At 28.9% G+C, this 21,586-nt stretch carries 17 protein-coding genes; 10 read left to right on the forward strand and 7 right to left on the reverse strand.

Translation table 11 applies throughout. The features are described from left to right. The first annotated feature begins 190 nt into the window (after positions 1 to 190). The 3 genes from ACZ5SO_RS02375 (at position 191) to ACZ5SO_RS02385 (ending at position 4,982) form a co-directional block, all read left to right on the forward strand. The gene (locus ACZ5SO_RS02375) at positions 191 to 337 is read left to right on the forward strand and encodes a hypothetical protein (RefSeq protein WP_464626532.1); all 147 of its coding nucleotides are present in this window, start codon (positions 191 to 193) and stop codon (positions 335 to 337) included. Between the two features lie 136 nt (positions 338 to 473). Further along, positions 474 to 2,369, forward strand: coding sequence for an IS1634 family transposase (locus ACZ5SO_RS02380; RefSeq protein WP_464626533.1), 1,896 nt, complete (start codon positions 474 to 476; stop codon positions 2,367 to 2,369). A gap of 324 nt (positions 2,370 to 2,693) precedes the next feature. After that, on the forward strand, positions 2,694 to 4,982 hold the full coding sequence (locus ACZ5SO_RS02385) for an ATP-binding protein (protein ID WP_464626534.1): 2,289 nt from the start codon (positions 2,694 to 2,696) through the stop codon (positions 4,980 to 4,982). Between the two features lie 30 nt (positions 4,983 to 5,012). Here ACZ5SO_RS02385 and ACZ5SO_RS02390 read toward each other — a convergent pair whose 3' ends face one another. Further along, positions 5,013 to 5,774, reverse strand: coding sequence for a transporter substrate-binding domain-containing protein (locus ACZ5SO_RS02390; protein WP_464626535.1), 762 nt, complete (start codon positions 5,772 to 5,774; stop codon positions 5,013 to 5,015). Positions 5,775 to 5,962: 188 nt separating this feature from the next. Continuing rightward, positions 5,963 to 6,421, reverse strand: a complete 459-nt coding sequence (locus ACZ5SO_RS02395; RefSeq protein ID WP_464626537.1) for a divergent PAP2 family protein — start codon at positions 6,419 to 6,421, stop codon at positions 5,963 to 5,965. Positions 6,422 to 6,514: 93 nt separating this feature from the next. Between ACZ5SO_RS02395 and ACZ5SO_RS02400 the strand changes: the two genes are divergently transcribed. Both ACZ5SO_RS02400 and ACZ5SO_RS02405 read left to right on the forward strand, forming a co-directional pair. After that, positions 6,515 to 7,717, forward strand: a complete 1,203-nt coding sequence (locus ACZ5SO_RS02400; RefSeq protein WP_464626538.1) for an MFS transporter — start codon at positions 6,515 to 6,517, stop codon at positions 7,715 to 7,717. Between the two features lie 117 nt (positions 7,718 to 7,834). Then, the gene (locus tag ACZ5SO_RS02405; protein ID WP_464626539.1) at positions 7,835 to 9,784 is read left to right on the forward strand and encodes an aconitate hydratase; all 1,950 of its coding nucleotides are present in this window, start codon (positions 7,835 to 7,837) and stop codon (positions 9,782 to 9,784) included. Between the two features lie 49 nt (positions 9,785 to 9,833). Here ACZ5SO_RS02405 and tnpA read toward each other — a convergent pair whose 3' ends face one another. Further along, entirely contained in the window at positions 9,834 to 10,235 is a 402-nt protein-coding gene (gene tnpA / locus ACZ5SO_RS02410; RefSeq protein WP_464626541.1) for an IS200/IS605 family transposase, read from the reverse strand. A 210-nt stretch (positions 10,236 to 10,445) separates the two neighbouring features. Between tnpA and ACZ5SO_RS02415 the strand changes: the two genes are divergently transcribed. After that, positions 10,446 to 11,507, forward strand: coding sequence for an NAD(P)/FAD-dependent oxidoreductase (locus ACZ5SO_RS02415; RefSeq protein ID WP_464626543.1), 1,062 nt, complete (start codon positions 10,446 to 10,448; stop codon positions 11,505 to 11,507). A gap of 93 nt (positions 11,508 to 11,600) precedes the next feature. Here ACZ5SO_RS02415 and ACZ5SO_RS02420 read toward each other — a convergent pair whose 3' ends face one another. From ACZ5SO_RS02420 to ACZ5SO_RS02435, 4 genes are all read right to left on the reverse strand, one after another. Next, entirely contained in the window at positions 11,601 to 12,896 is a 1,296-nt protein-coding gene (locus tag ACZ5SO_RS02420) for a citrate synthase (protein WP_464626545.1), read from the reverse strand. Positions 12,897 to 12,898: 2 nt separating this feature from the next. Then, complete coding sequence (locus ACZ5SO_RS02425) at positions 12,899 to 13,786, reverse strand: NAD(P)-dependent oxidoreductase (protein WP_464626547.1); 888 nt, start codon at positions 13,784 to 13,786, stop codon at positions 12,899 to 12,901. A gap of 156 nt (positions 13,787 to 13,942) precedes the next feature. After that, complete coding sequence (locus ACZ5SO_RS02430) at positions 13,943 to 14,410, reverse strand: nucleoside deaminase (RefSeq protein WP_464626548.1); 468 nt, start codon at positions 14,408 to 14,410, stop codon at positions 13,943 to 13,945. A 114-nt stretch (positions 14,411 to 14,524) separates the two neighbouring features. Further along, positions 14,525 to 15,748, reverse strand: a complete 1,224-nt coding sequence (locus ACZ5SO_RS02435) for an argininosuccinate synthase (RefSeq protein ID WP_464626549.1) — start codon at positions 15,746 to 15,748, stop codon at positions 14,525 to 14,527. 293 nt (positions 15,749 to 16,041) lie between these two features. Here ACZ5SO_RS02435 and ACZ5SO_RS02440 point away from each other — a divergent pair, with 293 nt between their 5' ends. From ACZ5SO_RS02440 to ACZ5SO_RS02455, 4 genes are all read left to right on the forward strand, one after another. After that, entirely contained in the window at positions 16,042 to 16,797 is a 756-nt protein-coding gene (locus ACZ5SO_RS02440) for an ABC transporter ATP-binding protein (protein WP_464626551.1), read from the forward strand. Further along, positions 16,794 to 18,428 (forward strand): hypothetical protein, encoded by a 1,635-nt coding sequence (locus ACZ5SO_RS02445; RefSeq protein WP_464626552.1) that lies wholly within the window; start codon positions 16,794 to 16,796, stop codon positions 18,426 to 18,428. The genes ACZ5SO_RS02440 and ACZ5SO_RS02445 overlap by 4 nt, the downstream gene beginning before the upstream one ends. Before the next feature lie 369 nt (positions 18,429 to 18,797). Further along, the gene (locus ACZ5SO_RS02450) at positions 18,798 to 20,135 is read left to right on the forward strand and encodes a diaminobutyrate--2-oxoglutarate transaminase family protein (protein WP_464626554.1); all 1,338 of its coding nucleotides are present in this window, start codon (positions 18,798 to 18,800) and stop codon (positions 20,133 to 20,135) included. Next, complete coding sequence (locus tag ACZ5SO_RS02455; RefSeq protein WP_464626555.1) at positions 20,125 to 21,585, forward strand: pyridoxal phosphate-dependent decarboxylase family protein; 1,461 nt, start codon at positions 20,125 to 20,127, stop codon at positions 21,583 to 21,585. Before ACZ5SO_RS02450 ends, ACZ5SO_RS02455 begins: the two co-directional genes overlap by 11 nt. Position 21,586 lies beyond the last annotated feature (1 nt).

Consider the following 21,586-nt stretch of genomic DNA (forward strand, 5'->3'; position numbering starts at 1 on the left):
AGTTATATAATTCATATACTATAATGTAATTTAATCGGTTTATTTGTAATTTGTTAGGATAGTAGTCTTTTTTTTTCTGTAGCAAAAGAGATATATGATATAATATGTAAGTAACCAAAATTTTTTGTTCATTAATAAAGGTGGAATACTATCTATTGTACTCAATAATCTATCAATTAATGGGGGGTACATGAAAAGAAAGAAAATAAACTTTAAATATGAAATAGTAGTTCATCTTTTAATAATTTGTTTAGGTGTTGTTATTGCTATCTTTTATAAATTTACTTTTGATTCTGCTTATCAAAACCTCCGGAGTTTGTCAGTCCTAGATAACTAACAAAGAAGGTAAAATTTGAATTCAGACCCGTTTAGGGTTATTTTTTTTGGTTTTTTAATATTTTTATATAAATATTTTACGTGTTGTATTGTGTTGTATTTGAAGATATGATATAATACTTACATGGAGAATTTTTATGTTTGTACAAACCTCACCTAGAAATAAAGATGGTAGAATCGCTATGTATTTTGCCGAAAGCTATAGAGAAAATGGAAAAGTTAAACAAAGAATTATTGAAAGAATTGGTTTTGTTGATGAATTTGATGGAACTGAAGAAGAGGTTATTTCTCGGTTTAAAAAATTAGCTATAAAAAAAACTAAAGAATTAAAAGAAGAAAATAAACCTGTTACAATTACTTTTAATCCTAATGAAATCCTTCCTTTCGAAGAGGATACTGATTCTTATGATTGTATTAAGAATATTGGCTATGCTGCTATTAGTAAAATTTTTCATAAATTAACAATACATAATTTCTTTGATAGAAGACGTCAATCTTTAGATTTATCATATAATTTAACATCTGTAATTAAATTATTGGTTTATGGGAGAATAATTGATCCAGATTCAAAAAGGTCTACTTGGCTAAATAAAAATATGTACTTTGATAAAATGGATTTTGACCTTAATGCAATATATAGGAGTTTAAGTTATATAGCTAAATGGAAAGATCCATTACTTAGACATTTACATAAACAAATGGTTAAACAATATAACAGAGATACAACTATTTTATTTTATGATGTTACTAATTATTACTTTGAAATAGATAATGAAGATAATTTTAGAAAAAAAGGGGTGTCTAAAGAACATAGACCATTACCAATAGTACAAATGGGATTATTTATGGATGATAAAGGTTTTCCAGTAACTTATGAATTGTTCCCAGGTAATACTAATGATTGTAAAACCTTTATTCCAATGAGCAAACAAGTTAGAGATCAAATAGATGTAAAACATATTATCTTTGTTGCTGACAAAGGCATGATGAGTGGAATGAATGTTGCTGATGTTATTACTAATCATAATGGATATATCTTTAGTAAGTCAGTTAAAGGTGGAACTGAAAATTTAAAGAAAGTAGTAAAAGATTTAACAGGTTATGTTAAGTTAGATGCTTCTTCTAAAGTAATTGATTATGATAAGTATGAATCTGTTGAAGATGCTCCACCAGTAGCTTTTATGTATAAAATTTATGATGAAGTTAAAGACACTTATGTAGAAAATACTGAAGGAAAGAAAAAAAATGTAAAAGGTGTTGGACATTATCAAATAATATTCTGGTCATCAAAGTATGCTCAAAGAGCAAAGCAAGATAGACTTGCCGCTGTAGAGAAAGCATTAGTAGCTTCTCATTCTAATAGTAAAGATGTAATTGATAACAATCATGGTAAAAATAAATACCTTAAAACAAAAGTAATAGATCCAGAAACAGAAAAAGAAGTTAAAAACTATAAAGCAAAGGTAGTCTTCGATAATCAACAATTAGACGAAGATGAATCTTTAGATGGATTCTATGTAATAGAAACTAATGTTGTAGGTCTTCTACCAATACTTGATGCTAATGGAAAGGAAACAGGGGAATATCAAAAACCTTTTAATAAACCACAAAGATGGTTAAAAAAAGAAGGATGGTTGCAATTAAATAAAATAATTGGACCTTTAGATATCATAGATATGTATCATGGATTATGGAAGATTGAACAAACCTTTAGAGTAACTAAAAGTGAATTAAATGCAAGACCTATTTATGTTAAGAGAGAAGATAGAATACAAGCACATTTCTTAACTTGTTTTATGTCATTATTAATTACAAGGATATTAGAACATGATTTAGATTATGAATATTCAACAGAACAAATTCAAAATTCACTTAAAAAAGCTAATGTAGTTGAATTAAATAGAACAACTTTTAAATTAACTTACTATGATAGAATTTTACAAAAGATAAAAAATAAGTATGGAATTGAGTATGGTCAAAATATCTATAAAAGGGAGCAAATAAGAAAAATGATAGCAAAAACAAAAAAATAAATTAAACAACACAATAAATATTTTTTAAGGTCGCCATATAACTTGTTTGTAAATAAGTAATTAGCGACCTTTTATACTCTTAAATTGCGAAAAAACAGGATAATAATCAAGATATTGTGAAATTGCTAAAATATCAAGTTATATAATTCATATACTATAATGTAATTTAATCGGTTTATTTGTAATTTGTTAGGATAGTAGTCTTTTTTTCTGTAGCAAAAGAGATATATGATATAATATGTAAGTAACCAAAATTTTTTGTTCATTAATAAAGGTGGAATACTATCTATTGTACTCAATAATCTATCAATTAATGGGGGGTACATGAAAAGAAAGAAAATAAACTTTAAATATGAAATAGTAGTTCATCTTTTAATAATTTGTTTAGGTGTTGTTATTGCTATCTTTTATAAATTTACTTTTGATTCTGCTTATCAAAACCTCTGTGAATTTACCAAGGAAGAAGCTAAAAAAGAATTAAAAATAGATGTCTTAAACTTAGTTACATTAATAGATGAATATAGATTAACTAGGCTTAATTATTATTATATGGCAGATGATGAAACTCTAGATCAAAACATAATTAATGAAAAAATTATGAGTGAAATCCATTCAATGATTTCTTCGTTAGAGACATATAATAATAGGTATTTTTGGGTAAATGAAGTAATAAACTTTGAAGGTGGAGATAATTATGCCATTAGAAGACTTCATCAAAACCTTATTGCTACTGAAGGTGATTATTTATCAACCGAAACCTTTGATTTGGCTAATAACCAACCATATAAGAGTGAACTAGAGGGGATAAAAAAAGATGGAGAAATTTATCAAAGTTATTACTTTAAGAATTTGATAGATAATGAAGTTGAAAAAAAACTCTCATATTCTCTCTTGTATTCTCCTTTTAATTGGATAATTTCTTCAGGGATTCCTTATGATGATATGTTAATAGTTCCATATTCTTTTAGAAATCAATATCTAAAGATATTTCCTTTCTTCATTATTTTCGATGCATTTCTAGTTTTTTTAGGTTGTAGTTTTTTTGCTTTGTATATTAAGAAAAGAAAAATAAAAGATCAAAAAATTTTAGCAGAGAGACAAAATCAATACAAATCTGAATTTTTAGCTAGTATGACGCATAATCTTAGAACACCTATGAATGCTATTGTAGGTTTAACAGAATTATCAAAAGATGGAAATTTAAGCAGGGAAGAAATTGATGAATATCTATCTAAAATAGATGTTTCTTCTAAATATTTATTAACTTTAATAAATGACATTTTAGATATCTCTGCTATTGAAGAAGGTAAAATTGTTTTAGAAGAAGATCCTTTTGATTTGAAAGATTTAATTAAACCTTTGATTGGTATATATAAAATTAAAGCTAAAGAGAATAAAATTGATTTTTCTTATACTCTTCACAATATTCAGCATGAAAGACTAATAGGGGATAAGTTTAGATTAAATCAAATTATAACAAATTTATTATCGAATGCTTTTAAGTTTACTGATAAAGGTGGCAGTGTAAATCTTGATATATCTCAAAGTGATTCAGTAGATCGATTTATCCATTTAAAATTTGTAGTAAAAGATTCTGGTTGTGGAATAGATAAAGATAAACAAGATGTGATATTTAACAAATTTGAACAAGGTCAATCTAATAAAAAAACTAATTTTGGCGGCAGTGGCTTAGGTCTTTTTATTGTTAAGAACTTAACTAAGATGATGAATGGTACAATTGAAATAGTTGAATCTAATGCTCAAGGTACTACTATTGAATTTATTGTTGATTTAAAGATATTTAAATCTGAAGATGTTTGTACTTTATTAAAAGATAATAATTTACTAATAATTGAAGACGAAAAAACTTCTAGAATAATTGAAAATTATGTTACTGAAATCGGAGTTAATTGTATTAGTTGTCATGACAAAGAGCAGGCTTTACAAAATATTAATTTAGATAAAACTTTTAATTTTGTTATAATGAAATATGAATCTGAGGATTTTGTCTCCTCTATTTTAAATGCTATTAAGCAAAGATATTTAAATTCTTTACCAAAGATAATTTTTACTTCAGAATATAATAGAAATGTAAATGAGAAATTCAAAAATAATTTTATTTTACAAAAACCTATTTTTAAATCAGATTTAATTTCTGTTATATGCGTTGGTAAGCCTTACCAACCTAGAGTAAAACAGGATTTAGATATTAATTTGGCTGGTATGAAAATACTAATAGTTGAAGATAATGAAATAAATCAACTAGTTGCTCAAAAAATAATAGAGTCGAAAAAAGGTACAGCAGAACTTGTATCTGATGGCAAAGCTGCTGTAGATATAGTTTTAAAAAAGGGTGAAAATTATTACGATTTAATCCTTATGGACTGTCAAATGCCAATCATGGATGGTTTTGAGTCAACTAAAAAAATTAGAGAGCTTCCACTCTCTTATGCTAAAGATTTACCCATTTACGCTATGACAGCAAATAATACTAAAAACGATATTGACGCTTGTACTTTAGTTGGTATGAATGGCTACATTTCTAAGCCTATAAATATTACAGTTTTTATAGATTTATTAATGAAAATTTGGAATAAAAAAAACAGGATTTAAAAAATCCTGTTTTCTAGATATTTATTAAGATTATAAATTCCATTTAGCTTTTAAGGCAGCTAATTCACCACTTTCTTCTAATTTAGCAATACCATCATTTACAATTTTTAAAGTATCTAAATCACCTTTTTTAAAGGCCATTGCAATAGGTTCTGCTTCATCGCTCGCAATTCCTGCAACTTTTAATTTGCTACTATAGTTTTCATTTACAACAACATAGTCACTAGCTACAACACTGTCTGTAACAACACAATCTAAATTTCCGTTAATTAAATCTTCAATTGCTAAGGCAATATTATCATATGCTTTTATTTCGATATCTAGATCTTCACTATCTAGTAATACTAAATGACCAGTTGTTCCAATTTGAACACCAACAGTCTTGCCATTAATTTCACTTAGATTAGTCATGCCTGTTGAATTAATTGGTGTGATAATACTTTGAGTAATTTCTAAAATTGGAGTTGAGAATTCCATTTTTGGCTTTCTCTCTTCTGTGACAGATACTCCACTAGCAATTAAATCATATGCACCATTTGCAAGACCAGCAAAAATACCATCCCAAGCAACATTTACTACTTCAAATTTGTAATCAGTTACTGTTTCTAAAGCAGCTAATAATTCAATTTCAAAACCAGCAAATTCTCCATCTTCTGCTACATATTCTAATGGTGGCCATTCACAATTGCTAGCTACAACTAAGGTGTTATCCTCTTCTGTTTGTCCACCTGCATAAATATTAAAGTTTAATACAGCTAATATTCCAAGTAAAATAAATAGATTTTTTTTCATTAAATTCTCTCCTAAATTGCCTTTTTTAATGTAATTTAATGAGATTATGCATAAATATGCATATAATGTCAATAATGAATGTATATTTATAAGTTAATTTTTTTAAAAAAATATGAAATACTGTATATTTATAATATTAAATTGGAATATTTATTATTTTTTAAATTTAACGTTCAGTAAAAACTGTATTAAAAAACGTAAGAGGAGACAATACCGACTATTAGTCCCAAAATAATTCCAAAGAATACTTGAGAAAACGAATGGCCAAGCATTGTTTTTAAATTAGCTTGAGTAAATTGTCCTTCCTCATGAATTTCTGTAAAGATTTTACTCCACTGGTTTAAAAGCTCAGCTTGTTTGCCTGCTTCCTTTCTTATTCCCATAGCGTCATGTATTACAATAGTGCCAAATACGGCAGAAATTGCAAAGTATGGGGAATTAAGTCCATATTTAAAAGCAATTGTAGTGGTTAATGCTATAACAGTGGCAGTGTGACTTGAAGGCATTCCCCCTGTGGAAATTGCTCTTTTTATCTCAAATTTATCCCCGACGATAAGGGCTATGATAGGTTTTATGAATTGAGCTATTAAACAAGCAAAAAATGCTGATAAAAAAGGTGCATTCATTAATAAATTATTATTACTCATGTAAAAAAAATAGCCTATTTCCAATAATAAAACAAGACATTTTTTTTTAAGTATGATAATCTAAGCAAAAATTAACAATATAAGTGGTTTTATATGAATCATGACAATAAGCAACTTTTGTTTTTAAGTAGTGTTTCCTTTGTTTCTCAAATGATAATCTCAATGATTAATTTATCATTAGTTTATTATTTAAAAGATGTCTTTTCTTATTCTCCTTCTTTGATTGGAATATCCATTTCTTCTTATTCCGTTTCATATGTTATCTTTTGTTTAATTATTGATAAACCAATTAGTCATTTTAGTCCTAGGCATATAATTTTCGTATCACTACTAGGAATGGGTGGTTCTATTTTTTTATTTTTACACTCTACAAAATATATAAATATTCTAATTTCTTTGATATTATATGGAGCCTTTATGGCATTACTTTGGCCTCCTATGGAAACTTGGTTTTCTAGAGGTAGAGAAAAAAAAGTATTAAATAGGGCTATAAGCTTTTTTAATTTGTCATGGGGGTTTGGTGGATCAATTTCTCCAATTATTTGTGGAGTTTTAACTGAACAAAATGTTGCCTTACCAATTATTGTCAGTGTTGTGATTTTTTTTATTTTAGCTTTAAATGTTTTATTTTTTACAACAAAAGTTCCATATTTAAAAGCAGTCGAAAGTGAAAAACAGTATAAAAAGGAAAATTTATTAAAAGATGAGAGTACTCCTCTAAGGTTTTTATCTTGGGGTGCTATAATTTTAGGATATTTCTTCATGGGTATGTTGTTAAATATATTCCCTTTATATGGTAGAGAAGTCTTATTAATTAATGAAACTAAAATTGGTTGGCTACTTTGGAGTCGTGGACTTACTAGCTGTCTAGCTTTTTATTTTTTAGGAAAAGCCTCGTTCTGGCATTTTAAACGATCATTAATTATATTATCTCAATTATTTTTAGCTGTATTAAGTTATATATCTATTTTGTTTACTAGTTATTATTCTTGGTTTATCTTATTTATTTTATTTGGATTTGTATTTTCCCTAATTTACATGCAAAGTATATTCCATGGGGTTAGTGGCGCTATAAATAGAGCTAGGAGAATGATGATTCATGAAGTTTTATTAACCTTAGGGGTAGTATTAGGATCTATCTTTGGTGGTTTAATTTATGAATTAATGGATTTTAGGACTGTTATGATTGATTTTAGCATATTTATGTTTAGTGTAATTATTATAGAGGTTATTATTTATAATATATATGCAAAGCATAAATTTAAGGATTCAAAGGTTGTAAGCAATATAACTTAGTATTCCTAGTTTTGATATTTTGTCATGATAGAGAAAATAATTATTTGCTAGAAATAACTATAGTGGTTGAATTTTATTGCATTCTCATTATAATTTAGACGTATAGGAGTGAATTAAATGGCTAAAACATTAACAGAAAAAATACTTATGGAGCATTTAGTCGAGGGAGACTATCATGTAGGTGAGCCAATAGGAATTAAAATAGATCAGACTTTAACTCAAGATGCCACAGGAACAATGGCGTATTTACAATTTGAATCTATGGGATTAGATAGGGTTCAAAATGAATTAGCAGTTAGTTATGTAGATCATAATACTGTGCAAGTTGGTTTTGAAAATGCTGATGACCATAAATACCTTCAGAGTATTGCTGCAAACAAGGGAATTGTTTTTTCACGTCCTGGCAATGGTATTTGTCACCAAGTTCATTTAGAAAGATTTGGTGCTCCTGGAAAAACTCTTTTAGGAAGTGATTCACATACACCTACCGGGGGTGGACTTTCTATGATTGCTATAGGAGCTGGTGGACTTGATATTGCAGTTGCCATGGCAGGTGGTCCTTTTCATATCATTTGTCCAAAAGTTATTGAAATAAGATTAACTAATAAACTACGTCCTTGGGTTAGTGCAAAAGATGTTATTTTAACTGTACTTAAGAAATTTGGTGTTAAGGGTAATGTTAATTGCGTTTTTGAATACACAGGGGAGGGAGTGAAATCTCTTGAAGTTCCAGAAAGAGCTACTATATGTAATATGGGAGCTGAATGTGGTGTTACTACTAGTATTTTCCCAAGTGATGAAAATACAAAAAGATTTTTAGAAGCCCAAGGTAGAGGTGATGTTTATAAAGAGTTAAGTGCTGATGAAGGCGCAAAATATGATGGATTATTTGAAATAGATTTGGCAAAGGTTGAGCCTTTATGTTCATGTCCTCATAGTCCAGGAAACATTAAAACTATTGAAGAGTTAAAAGGTAAAAAGGTTGATCAAGTATTGATTGGCTCATGCACAAATTCTAGCTACGATGATATGAGAAAAGTTGCATATATTTTGGATGGTAAAACTGTTCATCCTTCTGTAAGTTTAGGTATCGCTCCAGGAAGTAGAGAAGTTTTGTTAATGCTAAGTGAAGATGGAAGCTTAGAGAAACTAATCAAAGCCGGTGCTAGAATTTTAGAAAGTGCTTGTGGTTTCTGTATTGGTAACCATCAAAGCCCTTCTAGTAAAGCTGTTTCTCTCAGAACTTCAAATAGGAATTTTGAAGGTAGAAGTGGAACTAAAGATGCGCAACTTTATTTAGTAAGTCCTGAAACAGCTGCTTTAAGTGCTATAACAGGTGTCTTTACAAATCCATTAGATGATAATGGGATTGAATATCCAAATTTTGATGAAGTTAAACATTTTACAATTGATGATTCTATGTTTATTTTCCCAAGTGAAGATACTAGTGATGCTGAAATAATTAGAGGACCAAATATTGGTGCTCCACCAACTAATGAGCCTCTAGCATATAATGTTGAAGGTGAAATTACTATTAAAGTTGGTGATAAAATTACAACTGACCATATAATGCCAGCTGGAGCTAGATTGAAATATCGATCAAATATTCCAGCTTATTCTGAATTTGTTTTCGAAAATGTTGATTCAACTTTTGCAACTAGATGTAAAGCCAATAAGGATATTGGTGTAAGTAACTTTATAGTAGCAGGAGCTTCTTATGGACAAGGTTCGTCAAGGGAACATGCTGCTATTTGTCCTATGTATTTGGGAGTAAAAGTAGTATTAGCTATTTCAATTGAAAGAATACACCAAAATAACTTATGTAATTTTGGTATAGTCCCTTTAACATTTTTAGATGAAGCTGATTATCATAATATTAAACAAGGTGAACATATATTAATTGAAGATTTACCAGATCAAATCACAATGGCTCATTTAGAAAATAATCCAGTTATTGTCAATATTGGAGAGAGAAACATTAAGATGAAGTGTGATATTACAAAAGATCAATTGGATATGTTATTAGCCGGAGGTTTATTAAACGTATTAAAAAATAAGAAAAAATAGAAAATTGTTTTTATTATAAAAAGAGATAGTTGCTAGGGCAACTATCTTTTTATTTATTCTTTTGGCTTTCTAAAAATGTGTTAATCTCTGATTCATTTAAAATTCCTGAGCTAGATACATAGTAGTTACGAGTCCAAAGTGTTGGAATTTTTGTTTTTAATTGAGAGAATTCTTCTCTTAAAGTTTTAGATGTGCAGCCTTTAAATTGTTGAACTATATAATGAGGACTATCTTCAGGATTTGCTTTTACAAATAAATGAACACATTCTGGCATAATTTCTATAGATACTATTTTAATATCTATTTCTCTAGATTTTTCATATAGTAAATCCTCAAGTCGTTGCTTTACGTCATCAATTAATAATTCTCTTTTATATTTAACGCACCAAAGTATATGGTAGTAAAGGCTTGAAACTGTTTCGTCACTAGTTTTCCATCTTTTGTTTTTCATCTTTTGAAGAATAACATCAAATATCTAAAAATAAAAGGTTTTTCTAACATGTTTTTAAGATGAATAAATTAAAGTTTGTAATAAATATCTAACGTAATAAATAGGTAGTATAAGAACTTGATTGCTAGTTTTGTATTTGCTGTGATATAATAAATAATTGAAAATATTTTTAATTTATTGAAAAATCTTAAATTGTTGAGGGAGTAAAGTATGAGTAAAATTGTTGTAGTTGGTGGAGGTATAGCAGGTATTGAATTTATCAGAGAATTTGAAAAATTTGATTTAAAAGAGAAAATTGTTTTAATTGAACCAAAAGACTATTTAGAAGTTCCTTATGGAATGCTGAGAGCTTTAGTTGATCCTATCGATTTTGGGAAAAAAGTTAGAAGAAGAATAAAAGATTTAATTCACAGTAAACACATAATGTCTAAGGTCGTTGAATTAAAAAAAGATAAAGTTATTTTGGATAATGGCGATTCTATTAATTTTGATTATTGTATACTTGCAACAGGATCTGGCATTAATGGATTTACTGAATTAAAAATTAGAGAAAAGCAATCTAAGAAAGATAGAGATATTCAATGGAAAGGTAATTCAAAATTATTAAAAGCTGCTAATAATATTGCCATAATTGGTGGTGGAGTCGTAGGTGTTGAATTAGCTGGTGAAATTAAAGATGTTTATAAAGATAAAAAAGTTACATTATATAATAGAGGTGATAGAGTGCTATCTTCATTAAGTACTTCCACTAGTAAAAGAGCCCTTAATCATTTAAATAAATTAGGTGTTGAAACAAAATTAAATAGTAAGCCAGTTGTTGAAAAACGTGAAAAAAATAAAGTTATATTAAAACTAAATGATGAGAATATAGTTTATGATGTAGTTTATGAAACTTTTGGAAATCGTTTTGAATCAGATTTTGCAAAAAAAGATTTCATCAATTCAGTAAATCAAAAAAATCAATTAATTGTAGATGATTATCTCAAGGTAAAAGACGCAACAAATATTTGGGCAATAGGTGATATTAATAATGTTGATGAAATTAAACTTGGTTTTTTAGCTACTAAACAGGCTAAATTTGTAGCAAAAAATTTATATAAAGAAATAAAAAAGAAAAAAGTTAAGAAATATAAACCAATGAAAAAAGCATTTGCCCTCATAACTGTTGGTAGAAAATATGGAATCGGACAAGCACCTTTTGGTAGATGTGATACACTAGTTAAATATAAACAAAAGAAAAATTTATTCGTGGATAATACTCTTAATTGGTAAAATTACATTTAATTTTATCAATGATATAAAAAGTCCCTAAAGAATTTTTTAAAATTACTTTAGGGTTTTTTATAATTAGGATTTATTAAAAGATTATCTTTGATCGATTGGAACTACAGATCTATGGTTTAAACCAGTATAAACTTGTCTAGGTCTTCCAATTTTTTGATAAGGATCTTTATTCCATTCTAAGTAATGTGCAATCCAGCCAGGGAGTCTACCTAGTGCAAACATTACTGTAAACATATCAGAGGGTATTCCCATATAGTGGAAAATAATTCCAGTATAGAAGTCTACATTAGGGTAAAGATTCTTTTCGATGAAATATGGATCTTTAAGAGCTTTTTCTTCAAGTTCTAATGCTATATTTAATAAAGGATCGTTTGATGCATCGTCAGCTAAAACTTCTCTGCAAAGTTTTTTAGCAATTTTAGCTCTAGGATCATATGTTTTATAAACTCTATGGCCAAATCCTGCTAATCTAAAGTCATCATTTTTATCTTTAGCTTTTTTAATGATTTCATCAATACTCCAACCTTCTTCTTTAATGTTTTCTAGCATTTCTAAAACAGCTTGGTTAGCTCCACCGTGTTTTTTACCCCAAAGAGCACAACACCCTGCAGAAACTGATGCATAAAGGTTAGCTGCTGAAGACCCAACTAGTCTAACTGCACTTGTAGAGCAGTTTTGTTCATGATCAGCATGTAAAATTAATAATTTATTTAAAGCCTGGACTAACTTAGGATCTGGATTATAATTTTTTACAGGAGAATCAAACATCATATGTAAAAAGTTTTCACAATATGAATATTTATATGAAGGATTTACGATATCTTGGCCAATTGATTGTCTGTAAGTATAGGCAGCGATTGTTCTCATTTTTGAAAGAAGTCTTGTTACAGTTAAATCCAAATGATCTTCAGGATTATCACCATCTAATTCTGGGTAGAATGCAGAAAGGGATGCAACCATAGCAGATAAGATACTCATTGGATGGGCCCTTTGTGGATATCCTCTAAAAAACAGTTGCATATCAGTATGAAGCATAGAGTGTCTGTTTAATAATTCTTGATAAGCTAGTCTTTGTTCCTTATTAGGAAGTTCTTCTTTGATTAATAGGTAAGCAACTTCTACGAAATCGCAGTTTTCAACTAAATCTTCAATATCATAACCACGGTATCTTAAAATTCCATGTTCGCCATCAACGAAGCAGATTGAGCTTTGGCAAGAACCTGTATTAGCAAATCCAGGATCATAAGTAAGGATTCCTGTTTTTGCTCTGAGTGATGAAATATCAATTGATGTTATATCTACATTATCATGTAGGACATCTAATTTTATTTCTTTGTTGTCAATTATTAAGGTTGCGCCTTCTTTATTGATTTCCATAATTACTCCTTATTTTTAGAATTATTCATTTCTCTTAAGGCTAGAATTAGAGCTTGTGTTCCTAGCTTTCCATTACCACTTTTTTGCAATTTTTCATATAATGCTTCTACCAATTTTAATGTTGGTAAATTTAAATTTAATTTTTTACATTCATCTAAGGCTATTTTCATATCTTTGACAAAATGGTCTATATAAAATCCAGGATTATAATTATCGGCAATAATTCGTGGAGCTAGATTGTCTAAAGTCCAACATCCTGCTGCTCCACCTTTGATTGTATTTACGAGAGTTGTTGCATCTAGGTTGTTTTTTTCACCATATAATAGAGCTTCACATACTCCGCCCATTGTTCCTGCTATTGTTATTTGATTAGCCATTTTTGTATGACTGCCAGCTCCAGCTGGACCTTCTAGAATATAGCTTTTTCCTAAGATTTTAAAATATTCTACCATTTTATCAAAAGTTTCTTGTTTTCCTCCTACCATGATTGATAGAGTTCCATTTTTAGCCCCGACATCTCCTCCTGAGACAGGAGCATCTAAGGTTTCTATAGATAAAGACTGACCTTTTTCAAAAATCTTTTTAGAAAGAGTAGGGCTTGTTGTTGTCATATCACAAAAGATTTGACCTTTTCTTCCTGCTGAAAATAAACCGTTATCTCCAAAATAAACTTCTTCAACATCTTTGACAAAGCCTACAATTGTAAAAACGATATCACTGTTTTTTGCGATTTCTGCAGGAGAATTATAATAGGTGGCTCCCTTATTTATTAAATCTTCAGCTTTTGATTTTGTACGATTATATACATTTACCTTGTAGCCTTTTTCTATTAAACGAAGGCACATTGCCTTACCCATAACACCTGTTCCAATCCAACCTAACTTTACCATAGCTGCCTCCTCTTTAAAAATAAACAACCTTTATGTTTAGAATATAGTTTTTTGCTAATTTCAAACATCTAAAAAAGATAGGGAAATATTAGAAATCAATAGTTTTCTATTAAAAAAGCCAGATTCTTTAGAATCTGGCTCTTTTAAGAAATATTACTAATATATTATATTTAGTTTTTCTTTATATTTCTTAAAAAGAGCTAGAGTTTTTTCTCTATCTTGTTGTTTTATCTCAATAATATTTTCATCATTACAATTATTCTGAATAAATGAGTAAATAAAATCATCCCTAAAACCAATCTCTGCCGCGTCTTTCGCTGTGCATCCATATACTATTTTATCAATATTAGCCCAAATAGCTGCACTCATGCACATGGGGCAAGGATAACATGTTGTATATAGAGTACATCCAGATAAATCATGGGTTTTTAAAGCTTTTGAAGCCTTTCTAATAGCATTTACTTCAGCGTGGGCAGTTGCATCATGAGAGTCTAGAACGGAGTTGCTAGCAACGTAGATGTTATTGTCCTTATCGATTATAGCTGCACCAAATGGTCCACCGATTCCTGCACACATAGTTTCATCAGCTTTTTCAATAGCTTTTTCCATTATTGATTTACACATAGCATTCTCACTCAATTAGTTTGTACTGTAGCAATTATAGACTAAATATACAACATTGTGCAACAGTTTTTAAGTTAAAAAAAGAGATACTAAAAATTTAGTATCTCTTTCTCATTATTTATTATCCCTTTCTGACGAGGCCATTAGACGAATAGCATTAATATTAATAAAGCCTTTGCAGTCTACTGGTTGGTAACCACCACTTACTTCCATAGAGCCTAATTCTTCATTATAAAGAGATACAGGGCTAGAGATACCAGCCATAATAATATTGCCTTTATAAAGAGCAACTTTAGAAGTACCAGTTACATTTTTTTGACTTTGTTCCATAGCAGCATTTAGCATATCAAATTCTGGTGCATGCCAATAACCATTGTATACAAGTTCAGCATATTTAGGCATTAATGAATCTCTGAGGTGCATAACCTCTTTATCCATTGTTATCCCTTCAAGATTATGGTGAGCTTGCCAAAGAATTGTACAACCTGGAGTTTCATATACACCACGGCTCTTGATTCCGATATAACGGTTTTCAACCATATCAACTCTTCCAATTGCATTGTCATGTCCAATTTTATTTAGATATAAAATCATTTCTAGTGGATCTGTTACAGTTGTATTAGTATTTTCGTTAGTAACAGAAACAGGAACACCATCTTTGAATTCAAAAGTTAATAAAGTTTCTTCATCTGGTGCATCTTTATATGAAAGAGATAAATTATAAACATCTTCTGGACATCTCTTACTTGCATCTTCTAAAATACCTGCTTCATGAGAAATATGAATTAAGTTTTCATCTTCACTGAAAGGTTTTTTTGTTGAAGCTTTTATTGGGATATTATATTTCTTTGCATAGTTAATCATATCAGAACGACCTTCAAATTCACTTAGCCATTCTGGATCTTTCCAAGGTGCTATGATTTTAACTTCAGGCATGTGCATATAATAACCGAATTCAAAACGAACTTGGTCGTTACCTTTACCTGTTGCACCATGAGCAACATATACTGTATTTTCTTTTTTTGCAATTTCAACATGACGTTTTGCAATGATAGGACGAGCGATAGATGTTCCAAGTAGGTATGTTCCTTCATAGATTGCATTTGCTTTCATTGCAGGAATAACATAATCTGTTACTAATTCTTTTCTCAAATCCTCAATATATACTTTAGAAGCTCCACTTGCAAATGCTTTTTCTTCAATTGCTTTGAAATCTTCTTGTTGGCCGACATTTGCAACATATGCAATAACTTCGAAGCCTTTATTTGTTAACCACTTTAGAATTACTGACGTATCTAAACCACCACTGTATGCTAAAACTACTTTTTTATTACTCATTTCCCTTATCTCCTGATTAAGATAAATTAATTATGGATATTATGCATAAATATACATCTCTATTCAAGTAGTTTTGTGAATAAATATTTAAAAAAATAGAAAAAAAGTTAAAATATCGAATAATTATAAATAAATATTCATAAAATAGAGTATAATTACAATTGAAAATATCAATATTTATAAAATAAATTGTGATTTATCTAGTATTGTTCATATATTTTTTTTCTTGACAAAAAGATGGAGATGTTAAATAATTAAATTGATATCAAAATGATATCTAGGTGGTGGAAACAATGATTGAATTTAAAAATTTAAGTAAGCAATATGATAAAAATAAACCTTTTGCAGTTAAAAATGTGAATTTAACTGTTAAAAGTGGAGAGATTTTTGGATTTCTTGGTCCAAATGGAGCTGGCAAGAGTACAACTATAAATATGTTAATGGGAGTTCTGAGGCCCACTAGCGGAGAAATATATGTAGCAGGGCACAGTGTAACAAAAGAAAGTCTTGTAACTAAATCAATGATAGGTTTTGTTCCTGATGAACCTTTGTTTTATGAAAAGATGACAGGTTTACAATATTTATCTTTTATTTGTGATATTTTTGTTGTTGATAAGTCTTTAAGAAAAGAGAGAGCTGAGAGATTAATAAAATTATTTGCTTTAGAAAAAGCTATAAATGATAGGATTTCTTCTTACTCTCATGGTATGAAGCAAAAATTAGGTGTTATTGCTGCTATGATTCATGAACCAAAATTATTAGTTTTAGACGAGCCAATGGTTGGTTTAGATCCTAAAGCTTCATTTATTTTAAAGGATGTAATGAGAAGATTTTGTGATAAGGGAGGAACTGTATTCTTTTCAACACATGTTATGGAAGTTGCACAAAATTTATGCGATTCAATTGCAATAATAAATAAAGGTGAGATTGTATTAAATACATCATTAAAAGATTTTAATGAAAAAGAAAATGCTTCACTAGAAAAATTGTTCTTAGAAATAACAGGAAATGAAGATTTAGAGTCTAAAGTTGATGAGGCAATGTTATGAGAGTAAATGTTGTAAGATCTTTAGTAAAAAATCAGATTATAGCTTCTAAGCCTTTAGAGCAGTTTGTATCTAAAGCCTCTAAAAAAGGAAATAAAGTTGTAAGCACCGTTCTAAAAATTTTAGGTATTTTGCTTATCTCCTTGAGCTTTATTTTTTTGATTGGTTCAAGTTTTTTTGGATATTTATATATTTCCAATAGTTTAAATATTTTAGAGAAGGGAATTGCTTATTGTACTTTAGTAGGTACTATCTTTATATTATTTATTAGTACTACGTATTTAGAATATACTTATTTTAGAGGTAAAGATATTACTTTGTGGAGACTTTTACCTATATCTATGAGTGAGTTTTTTTTATCTAGGTTTATGGTTAGTTATTATTATTCGCTTTTGGTTAATTTAATTGTAACACTACCTTTAGTAGCTTCGATAATTTTTTTTAATGGGGTAACTCCATTAATAATTATATCCTCCATTATTCTTTTATTATTTTTACCAGTTTTACCCTTAATATTGAGTAGCTTATTAGTAACTATAAAAGTATATCTTTTTAAAGGGAAGAATATAAAAATTGTTGATTATATTTTTTCAAATGGTCCTTTCTTTATTGCAATATTATATCTAAGCAGAATGTCAAATCAAATGACTTCTTTACTTTCAACAGACGACGTTGAAACTCAAGTTCTAGCCTATAAAAGTATGATAGAAAAGATTGGATCTTTACCTTATTTTTCACTTGCAGGTAAAATGTTTTCAAGTTTTTCTTCTTTTATTTTGTTTGCTTTAATTACTTTTTTAGTCGCTTTATTATCTTTTTATATTATATCTCCATTATTTCATAAGTGTTTAAATTTTGTTAATGAAGCTAATAATCAAAATAGAAGGGTAAAGAATAAAGTCTCTTCATCAGATATATTGTTAAACAGTTCACCTAAGATTGTAACTCTAATTAAAAAGGAATTTTTTATAATAACAGGAGAGAAAGGTTTTATGGCTGAAAGCTTTTCGGAAGCTTTTATTCCTTTAATTTTAATTTTAGTTTGGAAATTTACAGGAAACTTAGCCGATATCAATTCACTTTTAGGAAATCTATCTAGTAATAAGTTCTTTATTCCAGGGGTTTTTCTAATTTGTCAGCTGTTTGCAGCTATGGTTCTAATTTCTTCAACTTCTGTTAGTAGAGAAGGCAAATTGTTTAAGATAAATAAGCTTCTTCCGATAAAGTCTTCAACTATTGTTTTCTCAAAAGTTATTTTCCATTTACTTTTTGTAACTGTTTTACAGATTGTTTATTTAATAGCTTTTATTATTTTCTTAAAAATAAATTTCAGTCATTTAGTTTGGATGATTCCTTTGTTTATTTTAAATAGTGTAAATATATCTCTCTCTGGTTTATTTTTGGATTTTCACAATCCAATGCTTGAATGGGATAACGCAACAAGCGCTATGAAAAGAAATATAAATGGACTTCTTGGAATGCTTGGTGCTTTGATAGTAATAGCTCCTTCGATTTTAATTATTTTCTTCAAATATAATTTATTGATTTTAGCTTTTATTTCGTCGTTTATTCTTTTATTTATACTTTTTAGCTTAGTAAATAAAGCCGCGTATAATTTGATAAGTGCTAGTTAATACTTTATTTTAATTGTTATTAAATTTGGGTTGGTATCATTCAACCCTTTTATAATTTTATTGGCTTTTTTTTTAATGAAATAATTATAAATAAGTATATAATATTTATAAGAATTAAGTTTAAAAAAAGGGTGATTATTTTATATTTTGATTTGTTAGTTTTATACTCATATTTTAATTTAAAATAACGGAATTTTATAGCTAAAAATAAAATAATAAAAAATTCATAAAATCACTTATAAAAGTCTAGCTTTTTTTAAAATATATATATATTCTCCCTATCTAGAAAACCGTAAATAAAAAGTTAGCAATTTCTTTTAGCAACTAATAAATGGGTTTTGGTGAAAATTTTGTTAAGGAAGTAACCAAATGAAAAATAATGATTATTACATTAACCGACAAAACGCATTTGAATCAAATGCAAGAAGTTACCCTAGGAAATTCCCTTTTGCTTTGAATAAGGCATCAGGCTCTTATTTAGTAGACGTTGAAGGAAATAAGTATTTAGATTTCCTTTGTGGGGCTGGAACTCTAGCTTTGGGTCATAATAATAAAGAAATCAATCAAGCAATGATTGACTTAATCCAAAGTGATGCCCCACTTCATACCTTAGATTTAATAACTCCAACTAAAGACTTATTTGTAGAAACATTAATTGAAAATTTGCCAAAAGAAATGAGGGGTAATGTTAAGTTTCAATTTTGTAGTCCTTCAGGGACAGATGCAGTTGATGCAGTAATTAAACTTTTTAAAACAGTAACTGGTAGAAGTTCTGTTATTGCTTTCTCAGGAGCTTACCATGGAATGGGACATGGTGCATTAGCTTTAACTGGGAACCTTAGTGCTAAAGAGAAAGTCGCTTCATTAATGCCTGATGTCCATTTTTTTCCTTATCCATATTCATATCGTTGTCCATTTGGAATTGGTGGAGATAAAGGTACTGATGCTGCAATTGCATATTTTGAAAGAACTTTAAAAGATCCTGAGTCAGGAATAAAAAAGCCAGCAGCTGTTATAATTGAACCTATTCAAGGAGAAGGTGGTGTTATTCCTGCTCCTATAAAATTTTTACAAGAAATTAGAAGAGTTACTAAAGAATTAGATATTCCGTTAATTTTTGATGAAATTCAATGTGGAATTGGTAGAAGTGGAAAATTTTTTGCTCACGAATACGCTTCTGTTATCCCAGATGCTATATTAGTTTCTAAAGCTATAGGTGGTACCCAACCTATGAGTTTAGTTATTTATGATAAAAAATACGATGGATGGCAATCAGGTTCTCATGCAGGTACTTTTAGAGGAAATCAGTTAGCAATGGCTGCTGGGACTGTAGTTATGAAAACTGTAGGTAAAGAATCCTTTTTACAAGAAGTTAGAGAAAAAGGTGATTATTTACTTAATAAGTTGAATCAATTAAAGTCTGAAGTTTCTATTATTGGTGATATCAGAGGAAAGGGATTGATGATAGGTATAGAATTTGTTGATCCAAAAGGAACTGCAGATTCAATAGGGTCTCTTCCTCCTTCATCTACTTTTGCAGCAACTGTTCAAAAAATGTGCTTTGAAAAACATTTGATTATGGAAAAGGGGGGAAGATTTGGTTCTGTGATGAGGGTATTATGTGCTCTAAATGTTAAATACTCTGAACTTGATGAAATGTTAGATATCTTCTCTTCTGTAGTTAAGGAGGTAAACGATGGAGTTTGATAACTTGCTTCTCTCAAATAAAATTAAAAGTAAGCAATATTTTAATGAAGTTATAGAAAAAACGACTACGGCTATTACTTCTTCCTTTAATACCTCTTTTGCATATCGTGGTCTATCCCCACAAGAGTTGAAGAAGGAATTAAATGAAATTGAAATTTTGCCAGAAAATGGAAATAATTTTGATCTAGTTTTAGATAAAGTAGTTAAAAAAATTTTACCTAATTTTCTATATACTTCTTCTAAAGGTTATATGGCACATTTGCACAGTCCAGCGATTATTGAAAGCATTGCAAGTGAACTTATTATTGCATCTTTTAATCAGTCCATGGATTCATGGGATCAAAGTCCAATTGCTACAGAAGTAGAGTTAAAAGTTGTTAAAATGTTAACTCAGTTGTATAACTTAGGTGATGAAAGTGATGGAGTTTTCACCTCTGGTGGGACACAGTCTAATTTTAGTGGACTCATGTGTGCTAGAGATTGGTATTGCAATAATGTTTTGAATCACGATATCAAGAAAAAAGGTTTGCCTAGTAATTATCATAAATTTAGAATATATACTTCAAAATTATCTCACTTTTCTGTAGAGAAGTCTGCACACATATTAGGACTTGGTTATGATGCTGTTAGAAAAGTTGCTTGTGATGATAAGTTTAAAATGGACATTACAGCATTAAAAATTATGATTAAGGAAGATTTAGCTAAAGGTTTAATCCCAATAGCTGTGGTAGCAACCATTGGTACTACTGATTATGGTAGTATAGATGATGTAAAACAAATTAGAGAGATTTGTGATAATTACTCAATGTATTTACACAGTGATGCTGCTTATGGTGGAGCTCTAATTATGAGTGATAAGTACAGAAATAGGATTGATGGTATCGAAGTATCTGATTCAATTACTATCGATTTTCATAAAATGTTTTTGCTGCCAATTAGTTGTAGTGCTTTTTTAGTTAAAAATAAAAGCTTATTAGAGCCTTATCAATTGCATTCAGATTACTTAAATAGAGAAGAAGATGAAGCTGAAGGCTATACTAATTTGGTTGGAAAATCTATTCAAACAACTAGACGTTTTGATGCTCTGAAAGTTTGGATTGCTTTTCAAACTCAAGGAAGAGTAGGCTATAATAATATTGTAGATCAATGTATTAATAATGCTAAAACTTTATATAATTTATTAGACTTGGACGAAGTTTTTGAAACATTAATTGAACCTGAATTAAGTTCAGTCGTTTTTAAACATCGAGGTTCTGACAAATTAAATAAAAAAATTCGTAAAGCACTTCTTCATGAGCAAGGCTTAGTTATTGGTCAGACTACTTTTAACAATAAAGTCTATTTAAAATGTACTTTACTAAATCCAACTGTAACAAATTTTGAATTATTACAGTTAATTAATAAAATAAATCTCATTGTTGCTCAAGAGGCTAAAAAATATAAAAAATAAA

The sequence above is a fragment of the Pleomorphochaeta naphthae genome, assembly GCF_055396005.1.